Below are 11,314 nucleotides of genomic sequence, written 5' to 3'. Positions count from 1 at the left end.
GCTTCCGGCCACCGGCCTTCCCGGGGATCAGGCGGAGTAGAGGCGGGCGACCACGTCCTCCATGGAGGCCTCCCCGGGGGCGGTGGCGCGCAGGTGGCGGCTAGCGGGACGGCGGCGGGCGGGGCGCACGGGTGCCGCCCCACCCGGGTTCCGCCACGGTCGCGATCTCAGTCGCGGTCGCTCTGGACCGACGGCCCGGTGGCGGCGAGCAGGGCGCACGGGTGCCGCCCCGCGTCGGTTCCGCCCGCCCGGGGCCCCGGTGGCGGCGAGCGCGTCCGCTCCCGCCGCCGGAGTTTCGACGACAGTCATGGAGGATGTGATGTTGATGCTGTTCCGAGGCGTCGCGCTGGTCGCGGCGACGATCACCGTGGGGCTCATGGCGGGCCTCTTCTACGCCTACACCTGCTCCGTCATGCCCGGCCTGGGCCAGACGGACGACCGGACCTTCGTCGGCGCGATGCGGCGGATCAACGTGGCGATCCTCAACGGCTGGTTCGCCGTCTGCTTCGGCGGCGCGCTGGTGCTGACCGTCCTGGCCGCGGTGCTCCACCTCCACCGGGAGGGACGTCCCGTGCTGCCCTGGATCGTGGCCGCGCTCGTCCTGTACGTGGTGGTGCTCGTCATCACCATGCGGGTCAACGTGCCGCTCAACAACGCGCTCGACGCGGCGGGGGAGCCCGACCGCGTCGCCGACCTCGCGGCGGTGCGCGAGCGGTTCGAGGCGATGTGGGTTCGCTGGAACCTCGCCCGCACCGTGGCGTGCGTCGCCGCCTTCGGCTGCCTTGCCTGGGCCCTCGTGCTGTACGGGCGCATCGGGCCATCGGGCGGCTCGTGACCCGGGCGGGCTGTCCGCCCGCCCGCGCCCCACCACCGGGAGCCCTCGCCGGAGAGACCTCGGCCGAAGGGCTCCGGGCGGTTACCGTATGGGGAACCACCCGGCTCCTGCCAGAGAACCGCCAGAAAAGCGTGCCACGATTCCCGCCGTACGCGAGCGACTCCCCCACCGCCGAGCTCACCGGAGGGAACATGGAAAGGGTCGACATCAGCCACCGCCTGCGAGGACCGGTCGTCGCGACGATCACCGCGCTCGCACTGACCGCCGGGGCGGCTCCCGCCCTGGCCCGGACGGCGCCGGTCTCCTTCACCCCGGCCGCCACCAGGGCGGACTCCTTCGACCTCATGTGGCCGTCGGCACATCCGGTCGAACTGCGGAGCGCCCCCAGGCGGCTCTCCGTGACCTACACCTACAAGGGACGCGAGCACACCCTTGACAGCTTTCTCGCACGAACGAAGACCAACGGCTTCGTCGTCCTGGACGGCCAGAAGATCGTGAACGAGCGCTACGTCCAGGCCGATCCCGATACCCGGTTCCAGTCCTGGTCGATGGCGAAGTCCTTCACGTCGGCCGCGGTCGGCATCGCCCTGCACGAGGGGCACATCCGCTCGATCGACGACCCGGTGACCGGCTACCTGCCCGAACTACGCGGCTCGGGCTACAACGGAGTGTCCATCCGCGACCTGCTCCGGATGTCGTCGGGAATCGACTGGGACGAGCGCTCCGACGTGCCTGACCTGCACAGGAGCGCCATCCGCGGCCAATCGGTCACGAAACTGGCGGCGCGGCAGGTACGCGGCTGGAAACCCGGCAGCAGGTTCGAGTACACAAGCATGAACTCCTTCGTGCTCGCCAAGCTCGTCAGCCGCGCCACGGGCACGCCGTACCACCGGTACGTGGAGAAGAAGATCTGGAAGCCCGCCGGCATGGCGTCCACGGTACGCGTCGACAGCGACTCAGGCGGCGACAGCCTCGGCTACTGCTGCTACCACGCCACCGACCGCGACTTCGCCCGGTTCGGCCTGCTCTACCTCCGCGACGGGCGGGCAGGAGGGCGCCAGGTGGTGCCGCGCTCCTGGGTCAGGAAGTCGACCACACCCTCCGCTTCCTTCAGCCCCGGCTACGGGCTGCACTGGTGGCTCGGCGGCGACGGCCGGGGCGACTTCATGGCCGCCGGGCTCGGCGGGCAGTACATCTACGTCTCGCCCAGGCACGGGGTGGTCGTCGTCAAGTCGGCCCGCTCCGCCTCGGACCAGAACCAGGGCGAGACGCTGGCCGCGTTCCGCGCCGTGGCCGCCGAGGTGGCGAGAACCCGCTGACGCCGGACCGGCCGGCGTGTTCTGTGGATCTTCGCCTGTGCTGCGGATCGGCCGGACGGATGCCCCGCACGGCGGAGGAGGAGCTCATGACGGAGTCAGGGGCGACGGCGACAACGCCGCGGGGCGCCGTCCGGGCAGTACGCCTAGCGTGATCCGCCGCGCAGCAGCTCGACGATCGCGCCGATGTCGGCGTCGCCCCAGCCGCGCTCGGCCGCCTCCTCGTAACGCCGCTCGACCAGCCGGGCGATGGGCAGCTCAAGACCGCTCGACTCGGCCAGCTCTGCGGCGAGCCGCACGTCCTTGGCGGCGAGCCTCGTCGTGAACCACCCCTGGTGGTCGCCGGCCAGGACGTCGTCGATCCGGTTGTGCAGGGCGGGCGCGACGGTGGGCCACTGGAAGAGGAAGTCGTGCAGCAGCACGTTGTCGAGGCCGGCGGCCTGGCTCGTGGCCGTCACCTCGGCGAGCGCCGCGATTCCGGACATGAGCAGGTAGTTGTTCAGCAGCTTGAAGGCGAGCGCGGCGCCGGGGTCGGCGCCGCAGTAGGAGTAGGAGGCGAAGGCCTCCGTCCACACCGACTTCAGCTCGTCGACGAGGGCGCGCTCACCACCCACCAGGACCGTGGCCTTCCCTTCGGCGACGGCCGAGGGACCGCCGAGCACGGGGGCCGCCACGAATCGGCCGCCCGGCACCAGGTCCCGCATCTCGCGGGCCGTGGCCGGGGCGACGGTGCTCAGGTCGGCCACGACCGGCCTGGTCGACTCGATCGGGCCTGCCTGGACGAGCTGGGCCATCACCTCGCGGACCGCCCGGCCGTCGGCGAGCGACAGCAGCACCGCATCGGCCGCCCGCACCGCCTCTCCGAGCGAGGCCGCCTCGACGGCGCCGAGGCTGACCGGCTCGTCCGCCCGGCCCGGCGTGCGGTTCCACACCGTGACCTGGAAACCGAGCCCCAGCAGCCGCCGGGTCAGCGCCCGCCCCATCATGCCCATCCCGAGCACGGCAACGCGCATAGGTCATCCCCCCTCCACGTCATTATGCTCACCGGGGTTCCGGCGGCCGTTCCGCCACGCGGATCGCCGTCCATCCCGCCGGCCAGGGCGTCAGAACGGGTAGACGTGGGTCTCGGTGGCCTTGACCGACGCCCAGACCCGCTGTCCGGGGGTGAGGTCGAGGTCGGCGACGGCGGCGGGGGTGACGTCGGCCGCGGCGGCGATCGGCCCGGCCAGGTGGATGCGGACGCTGTCGCCGTGCCGTTCGATGCCCTCGATCGTGGCCTGCCAGAGGTTGCGCGGGCTGCCGTCGGGACGGGTCCGATACAGCGCGACCGCGCTGGGCGGGAAGGCGACGAACGCGGGGCCCTCCAGATGCTCGGCGACGCTGAAGAGCACCTCTCCGACGGAGACCTGCTGTCCGGCGGCGGTGCCCCGGTAGAGGTTGAGGCCGACCAGGCGGGCGACGTAGTCGGTACGCGGGCGCCGGGCGACCTCGGCGGGGGTGCCCTGCTGCACGACGGCGCCGTTCTCGATGACGACCAGGCGGTCGGCGAGCACCATGGCGTCCAGCGGATCGTGGGTGACCAGGACCGTCGCGCCGCCGAAGTCGGCCAGGTGGCGGCGGAGCTGGGAGCGGATCTCCAGGCGGGTGTGGGCGTCCAGGGCCGCCAGCGGCTCGTCCATCAGCAGCAGGCGAGGCTCCACCACGAGGGCGCGGGCCAGCGCGACGCGCTGGGCCTGACCGCCGGAGAGCTGCCGGGGTTTCATCATGGCGTGCCCGGCCAGGCCGACGCGCTCCAGCCAGACCGCGGCACCGCGCCGCGCCTCCGCCCTGGAGGCGCCACGGCAGCGGGGCCCGAAGGCGACGTTGTCCAGCGCGGACAGGTGCGGGAAGAGCAGGTAGTCCTGGAAGACCACGCCGATCGGGCGTCGTTCGGCCGCCAGGGTGTGCAGCGCCTCGCCGTCCAGGCTGATCTGCCCGCCGGACAGGGCGGTGAGCCCGGCCAGCGCACGCAGCGCCGTGGTCTTGCCCGCGCCGTTCGGGCCGAGCAGGGCGACGACCTGTCCCGCGGCGACCTCCAGCTCGATGTCCAGGTGGAAGCGGGGCCTGGTGACGACAAGACGGGCGTTCAGCGTCACGGGGCACTCACCCACCGCTCGCGCAGGCCGGCCAGGATGATCACCGAGACGGCGAGCAGGACGAGGCTGAGCACGATCGCGGCCTCGGGTTCGGTCTCCAGGGCGAGGTAGACGGCCAGCGGCATGGTCTGGGTCCGGCCGGGAAAGTTGCCGGCGAAGGTGATGGTGGCGCCGAACTCGCCGAGCGCACGGGCCCAGCACAGCACGGCTCCGGCGACGATGCCGGGGGCGATCAGGGGCAGGGTGACACGGCGGAAGATGATCCAGCGGGACGCTCCCAGCGTCGCGGCGGCCTCCTCGAAGCGCAGGTCGGCCGCGCGCAGCGCGCCCTCGACGCTGATGACCAGGAACGGCATGGCGACGAACGCCTCGGCGACGACGACTCCCGCCGTGGTGAACGGCAGGGTGATGCCGAAGGTGGCGTCCAGCCACTGGCCGATCAGGCCGCGCCGCCCCAGCACGAGCAGCAGGGCGACCCCGCCGACCACCGGGGGCAGCACGAGGGGAACCGTGATCAGCGCCCGCACCAGGCGGCGGCCGGGGAAGTCGACACGGGCCAGCAGCCAGGCCAGCGGCACGCCGAGGAGCAGGCATATCAGCGTGGCCAGGGTCGCGGTCACCAGCGACAGGCGCAGCGCCTCCAGCACATGGGGCTCGCCCAGCCTCTCGACCAGCGTGGACCAGGGGGCGCGTACCAGCAGCCCGGCCAGCGGCAGCGTCAGGAAGATCATGCCGACCACCGCGGGCAGCACCAGCACCCAGGGCAGGCGCCCCGCCACCCCACCGGAAGAGGCACCCGCCGTACCGCTGGGCGGACCGCCCGCCACGCCACGTGCCCCGCCGCTCATCTGGCTGTCAGCCCGCCGTACGGGCGTGGTCGGGGATCTCCACGACGACGTTGGTGGACTTGATCACGGCGACCGCCATCACCCCCACCTCCAGGCCCAGCTCGTCGGCGGCCTGGCGGCTCATCAGCGACACCACCCGGTAGGGACCCGCGGCGATCTCCACCTGGGCCATCACCGCATCCTTGATCACCTCGGTCACGATCCCGCGGAAACGGTTCCGCGCCGAGGAGAGCCCCGAGCCGTTCTCGGACTCGATCTGGGCACGCGCGAACGCCGCCAGATCCGCACCCGCCACCATCCGGTGACCGTGCTCGTCCCGCCGGGCCGCGAGCCGCCCGGCGTCCACCCAGCGGCGGACGGTGTCGGGACTCACCCCCAGCAGCGCGGCGGCCTCACTGATCCGAAACGTCGTCACAACAATCACCATACCTTTGCATATGCAGGTCTTTATCCCCATATCTCATGGCAGACGCACACCCCGGGGCGGGCGCACCATGATCTGGCACCTCATCTTCGCCCGCCGGGGGAGCCGGACGACCCGGTTGAGCCCTCCCGCTCACCCGTCGTCATGTTCGGCGATTCCCCTGCCGGGCGCACCCGGCACGGTTCCGGTGTTCGAAACGGTCAGGGCCCGGCCGGCGCCTGCCCCGGCCGGGGAGCGGAGGAGTCACTTCGGAGGTCCTCGTCAGTCATCGGTCAGAACGGTTCCGAGGCTCAGCGCGAGCCGGCGGGCGAGCCCGGTGTTGCGGCGGTGGCCGAGCCGCTGGACGGCCAACTCCAGAGCCTTTCGCTCACCGACGACGACCACCCAGGACCGCGCCCGGGTGATCAGGGTGTAGAGCAGCTTGCGGCGGAGCATGACGCCGCCGGACTCGGTGACCAGCGGCGCGACCACGAAGGGATACTCACTGCCCTGGGAGCGGTGGATGCTGATGGCGTACGTGTGGGTCAGCTCGTCGAGCTCGCCGAAACCGTACTTCACGATCTGCCCGTCGTCGGTGCGGATCTCGACGAGCCTCTCCTCGGGGGTGATGGCGGTGACCGTGCCGGTGTCTCCGTTGAAGACACCCTTGTCGTAGTTGTTGCGGATCGGCATGACCCGGTCGCCGACCCGGAAGACCGAGGCGCCCGACCAGTGCTCCGCGACTCCCTCGCGAGCCGGGTTGAGCCGCTCCTGGATCATCCGGCCGATCTCGGCGGTCCCGGTCAGGCCCCTGCGCATCGGGCACAGCACCTGGACCTGGTCCGGACTCACCCCCTGCTTGCGCGGGATCGCCACCGTCGCCAGGTGCATCACCCGCTCGGCGACCTGCTCGGGGTCGTCGACCTCCTCGAACCAGAAGCCTCCGCCCCCGGGGATCGGAGGCAGCTCTCCGGTCCGGATCCGGTGAGCGGCCCTGATGATCCCGCTCCCCTCGGCCTGGCGGAAGACACGGATCAGCCGGATCCGCGCGATCTCCTCGACGCGCAGCAGGTCGGCCAGCACGCTGCCGGGGGCGATGCTGGGCAGCTGGTCACTGTCGCCCACGATCAGCAGGTGACTGCCCACCGGGATGGCCGCGGTGAGCCGGGTGGCCAGGTGCAGGTCCAGCATGGAGGCCTCGTCGACCACGATCAGGTCGGCCTGCGCGGGTGTCTGCTCGAACAGCGCACCGCTGTCGGAGTCCGGTTGGTGGGCCAGCATCCGGTGCACGGTCATCGCGGGCATGCCGGTGAGCTCCGACAGGCGCTTGGCCGCCTTGCCGGTCGGCGCGGTAAGGGTCACCGAGCCGCCCATCGCCTTCGCGGTCGCCGCGATGGTCCTGACGGTATGGCTCTTCCCACAGCCCGGACCGCCGGTGATGATGGACACGGTGCTGGTCAGCGCCATGTTCACCGCCGCCCGCTGATCCTCGTCCAGCCCGGCATCCTCCTGGAAGGCGCGCATCGGCAGCGTCGAAGCGGCCTGGATGAGCCTGGTCAGCTGGGCGGTCAGGGTGAGTTCGCGGCTGTGGGTCTCCTTCAGGTACACCACGGCCTGCCCTTGGTCGTCGGGCGACACCTCGACGACCACCCTGCGGTCGGCGACGAGGGCGTCGAGCATCCGGCGGACGAGGTCGTGGTCCTGCTCGACCAGTTCCGCGGACCGGGTGACCAGGGCGATCAGCCGTACGTAGCAGTGCCCGTCGCGGCTGGCCGCCGTCTCCAGCCTGTCCAGGATCGCCGCCTTGATCCGCTGCGGGCTGCTCTCGGAGACCCCGGAGCGCAGGGCGATCCGGTCGGCCGTGGTGAACGCGATGCCCCTGACCTTGCCGATGAGCCGGTACGGATCGGAGGTGAGGATGTCGCCCGACTCGGCTCCGAACACCTGGTAGATCTTGGCCGCGAGCAGCGGGCTGATCCCGAACCCCTGCAGGGTCACCATCAGCTCGGCGATCGCCTTCTGCTCCTGCCACGCGTCGGCGATCTGGGCCTGCCGCGCGGGGCCGATGTTGACGACCTCGGTGAGCCGTCCGGGTTCGGTGTCGATGACGGTCAGCGTCGTGTCACCGAAGTGGCTGACGATGGCGTGGGCGAGCCTCGGCCCGATACCCCGGATCAGACCGGAGCCCAGATAGATCCGGATGGCCCTGACCGTGGCCGGGACCAGCCGCTCGCACGCCGTGACCTCGAAACGCCTGCCGTGACGCGGATGCTCGCCCCACGCGCCGATGAGCCGGAGCGTCTCCCCCGGCTGGACCCCGCCCAGAGCCCGGCCGGAGGCGACGAAGCCGGGCATGCCCTCGGCGCTCATCCGCGCGATCGTGTACTCGTCCTCCCGGACGTACACCAGCTGCTCGACAGACGCCTCCACGACAGAGAGCCAACCCTCCTCTTCACCCTTCGCGCATCAGACTAGGTGACCCGCTATCCCCGCAAGGCGTCATGCCCCGGGCATCACGCGGCCGGCGAGGCGGGTCAGGGTCACCGGTGGTTATTCTGACGGCAGGGACGCGGCGACCAGGGGGCGCGAATGGCCAGACCCGGGATGCGGGCGACCGTGCGCGACATCGCGGCGGAGACGGGTCTGTCGATCGCCACCGTCTCGCGGGTCCTGAACGGGCAGACCAATGTCGCCCCGCACACCCGGGAACTGGTGTTACAGGCCGTCGGCCGCCTCGGAGAGCAGGCCCCCCGGCCGCGCGCGAGGCAGGAGGCGATGGCCGGCGGCACGATCTACGTGCGCTGCCCCTACCTGCTGACCGACTATTTCGGGCTCATCGTCTCCTCCGTCGGGGAGACCGTCGAACTGCACGGCGGGCAGATGATCCTGAGCACCGGAGAGTCCGCCCAGCACACCCCGGTGCTCTCCGGCCTGCCCGACCGCCCCGACATCGCGGGCGCGATCCTGATCCTTCCCCCGGAGTCGGGTGACGAGCTCGTACGGCTCCGTGACCGGCGCTTCCCCTTCGTGGTGATCGACCCCAGGACACCCCCTCCCAAGGACATCGTGGCGGTGTCGGCGGCGCACTTCGCCGGCGCGCGCAGGCTGATGGCGCACGTGGTCGAGCTCGGTCACCGCCGGGTCGGCATCATCGGCGGTCCGGTGAAGTGGCTGCCCAGCGAGGCCAGGCTGGCCGGCTACACCGCGTCGCTGGCCGATGTCGGTGTTCTGCCCTCGGCCGAGTTGCTGCGCAACGTACTGGAGCCCAACACGGAGAACGGCTACCGCGCGGCCTGTGAACTGCTCGACCTGCCCGAGCGGCCGACGGCCCTGGTCGCGTTCAACGACAAGATGGCGGTCGGCGCGCTGTGGGCGGCGGCCGAGCGCGGCCTGAGCGTCCCCGGCGACCTCTCGGTCGCGGGTTTCGACGACATCGACATCGGCAGGGCGACCCTGCCGATGCTGACCACGGTGCGCCAGCCCCTGCAGGAGATGGGCCGGATGGCGGTCACGCTGCTGACGCGGCTGCTCAGCCGGCACAGGCTGGAGGCGCTGCACGTCTCCCTGGGGACCGACCTGGTCGTCCGCGGCTCCACCGGACCCGCCCCTTACTGATTGTTTCATTTGTTTCAGCACTGACTCGCCCTCGGTAAAGCGCGCGCGAAGCACTGTAATTCTGGCCTTGACAACCAATTCCCGACCGTGTTGTTCTTTGCTGTAACAGACAGGTTTCTTACTTGTTACATTTGTTACAGTGACGGCTCCCGGGGTGCCGAATGCGACCCGATTCGAGCAGCCCAGAGCGTCACGGCCCCACCCACGGCCCCTGTCGCACCCCCCGAAAGGACCCCTGCCGTGTTTCGACCTCCCCGCCGGGCCCTCACCCTGGCCCTCGCCTGCGTCGCCGCCCTGTGGATGGCGGGGCCCGGCGTCGCCTCGCCCGCCCTCGCCGCGGGTGAGCCCGTGAACATCTGGCTCACCACCACCTCCGACTCGGGCGGCCGGACCGTCACGCGGGGCCTCCAGCAGCAGTCCCCCATCGCCTTCGGGCCCGCCGGCGGCAGCGCCAACCACACCATCACCGTCAACGAGGGCACCACCTACCAGCAGTTCGAAGGGGGCGGCGCCTCGATCACCGACACCACCGCCTACCTGCTGCGCGGCGGAGCGATCAGCGCGACCACCCGCGACACCGTGATGCGCAAGCTCTTCCACCCCACGGACGGCATCGGCCTGTCGTTCGTGCGCAACCCGATCGGCGCCTCCGATCTCTCCCGGCCGGGCCACGTCTCCCTCGACGACACCTGCTGCGACCTGGGCGACTTCGGCGCGAACGGGTACGACACCAACGTGCGCCTGCTCACCGGGCAGGCCAAATCGCTCAACCCGGATCTGCGCGTCAAGGGCGTGCCGTGGAGCGCCCCCGGCTGGATGAAGGACAACGGCCGGATGGACCAGATGGGCTGGCTCAAGTGGGAGTACTACCCCATGTACGCCCAGTACCTGGTCAAGTACATCCAGAGCTACCAGGCCGCCGGAATCCCGGTGAACTACATCTCGGTGCAGAACGAGCCCAACTGCTGCCAGGCGGGCAACCCGACCGCGATGAACTACCCCGGCATGAGCTGGAGCCCCTCGGGGCTGGCCGAGTTCACCAAGAACCACGTCTACCCGGCCTTCCGCGCCGCCGGCATCACCACCAAGGTTCTGGTCCACGACTGGAACTACGGCGACTACGCCAACTTCGGTTCAGGCGTGCTGAACGACGCGGGCGTGCGGAACGACCCGCTCTTCGGCGGCATCGCCTGGCACGGCTACTTCGGTGACCCGGCGGTCGGCACGCAGGTGCACAACCAGTACCCGGCGGTACGCCAGTTCAGCACCGAGCACTCGGGCGGTACCTGGATCGGCAACCAGCACAACGAGGATCTCGCCGACATCGTCAGCTACACCCGCAACTGGAGCGGCAGCCTGGTCAAGTGGAGCCTCGCGCTCAACCAGAGCATGGGACCGCACAACGGCGGCTGCGGCACCTGCACCGGCCTGATCACCGTCCAGGAGGGCGGCTCCCGCGCCGGCCAGGTCGACTACACCATCGAGTACTACACGACCGGCCACCTCACCAAGTTCGTCAGGCCCGGGGCCTACCGGATCGACTCCACCGCCAACAGCACGATCCAGAACGTCGCCTGGCGCAACCCCGACGGTTCCAAGGCCCTGATCGCGCACAACGGCGGCACCTCCGCCCAGTCCGTCCGGGTCAACTGGGGCAACCAGTCATTCGTCTACTCCCTGCCGGCCCGTACCACCGCCACCTTCACCTGGGCCGGTACCTCTGCGGGCACCGGCGGCGCCATCACCGGCCTGGGCGGCAAATGCGTGGACGTCGCGGGCGGCAGCAGCGCCGACGGCGCCGCCGTCCAGCTCTACACCTGCAACGGCACCGCCGCCCAGCAGTGGACCCGCCCCGGCGACGGCACGCTCCGCGCGCTCGGCAAGTGCCTGGACGTCGTCGACAACGGCACGGCCAACGGCAGCCGGCTCCAGTTGTGGACCTGTTTCGGCGGTCCCAACCAGCAGTGGACCTACAACCCGACGACCAGGGACCTGGTGAACCCCGCGACGAGCAGGTGCGTGGACGTCACCGGTAACACCAGCGCCGACGGCACCCGCCTCCAGCTGTGGGACTGCGGCGGCGGCGCTCCTCGGCCTTCGCGCAGACCTCCCCTTCTCCCAGCAGCCGGGCCTGGCCGGTGGCGCGCAGGTGCTCGACGTCG

General features: G+C 71.0%; 9 protein-coding genes. 4 read left to right on the top strand and 5 right to left on the bottom strand.

Annotated elements, in window-relative coordinates:
- Positions 1-319 precede the first annotated feature (319 nt).
- Positions 320-835, top strand: coding sequence for an anthrone oxygenase family protein (locus ABZ260_RS35950; RefSeq protein WP_355626531.1), 516 nt, complete (start codon positions 320-322; stop codon positions 833-835).
- Positions 836-966: 131 nt separating this feature from the next.
- The gene (locus tag ABZ260_RS35945; RefSeq protein WP_355626529.1) at positions 967-2,154 is read left to right on the top strand and encodes a serine hydrolase; all 1,188 of its coding nucleotides are present in this window, start codon (positions 967-969) and stop codon (positions 2,152-2,154) included.
- 143 nt (positions 2,155-2,297) lie between these two features.
- On the opposite strand, the gene ABZ260_RS35940 is transcribed toward ABZ260_RS35945, so the two are convergent.
- The 5 genes from ABZ260_RS35940 to ABZ260_RS35920 form a co-directional block, all read right to left on the bottom strand.
- The gene (locus ABZ260_RS35940) at positions 2,298-3,164 is read right to left on the bottom strand and encodes an NAD(P)-dependent oxidoreductase (RefSeq protein WP_355626527.1); all 867 of its coding nucleotides are present in this window, start codon (positions 3,162-3,164) and stop codon (positions 2,298-2,300) included.
- Positions 3,165-3,254: 90 nt separating this feature from the next.
- A complete protein-coding gene (locus ABZ260_RS35935) occupies positions 3,255-4,286 on the bottom strand; it encodes an ABC transporter ATP-binding protein (RefSeq protein ID WP_355626525.1) in 1,032 nt (343 codons plus the stop codon).
- Positions 4,283-5,017: a molybdate ABC transporter permease subunit gene (gene modB / locus ABZ260_RS35930; protein ID WP_350959093.1), complete on the bottom strand. Its 735-nt coding sequence runs from the start codon at positions 5,015-5,017 to the stop codon at positions 4,283-4,285. Before modB ends, ABZ260_RS35935 begins: the two co-directional genes overlap by 4 nt.
- Positions 5,018-5,141: 124 nt before the next feature.
- Entirely contained in the window at positions 5,142-5,549 is a 408-nt protein-coding gene (locus tag ABZ260_RS35925) for a TOBE domain-containing protein (RefSeq protein ID WP_350927813.1), read from the bottom strand.
- Between the two features lie 270 nt (positions 5,550-5,819).
- Positions 5,820-7,967, bottom strand: a complete 2,148-nt coding sequence (locus tag ABZ260_RS35920; protein WP_355626523.1) for an ATP-dependent RecD-like DNA helicase — start codon at positions 7,965-7,967, stop codon at positions 5,820-5,822.
- 159 nt (positions 7,968-8,126) lie between these two features.
- Here ABZ260_RS35920 and ABZ260_RS35915 point away from each other — a divergent pair, with 159 nt between their 5' ends.
- Positions 8,127-9,152: a LacI family DNA-binding transcriptional regulator gene (locus ABZ260_RS35915; RefSeq protein ID WP_355626521.1), complete on the top strand. Its 1,026-nt coding sequence runs from the start codon at positions 8,127-8,129 to the stop codon at positions 9,150-9,152.
- A 240-nt stretch (positions 9,153-9,392) separates the two neighbouring features.
- A partial coding sequence (locus ABZ260_RS35910) for a ricin-type beta-trefoil lectin domain protein (RefSeq protein WP_355626519.1) occupies positions 9,393-11,314 on the top strand: 1,922 nt, incomplete at its 3' end.

This window comes from Streptosporangium sp. NPDC006013 (genome assembly GCF_040614275.1).
Taxonomy (GTDB): domain Bacteria; phylum Actinomycetota; class Actinomycetes; order Streptosporangiales; family Streptosporangiaceae; genus Streptosporangium.
This window is presented reverse-complemented; position numbering and strand designations above follow the sequence as displayed.

Coding starts and splice junctions, on each gene's coding strand:
- ABZ260_RS35950 (WP_355626531.1), top strand. CDS start 320: ATGTTGATGCTGTTCCGAGGCGTCGCGCTGGTCGCGGCGACGATCACC.
- ABZ260_RS35940 (WP_355626527.1), bottom strand. CDS start 3,164: ATGCGCGTTGCCGTGCTCGGGATGGGCATGATGGGGCGGGCGCTGACC.
- modB (WP_350959093.1), bottom strand. CDS start 5,017: ATGATCTTCCTGACGCTGCCGCTGGCCGGGCTGCTGGTACGCGCCCCC.
- ABZ260_RS35915 (WP_355626521.1), top strand. CDS start 8,127: ATGGCCAGACCCGGGATGCGGGCGACCGTGCGCGACATCGCGGCGGAG.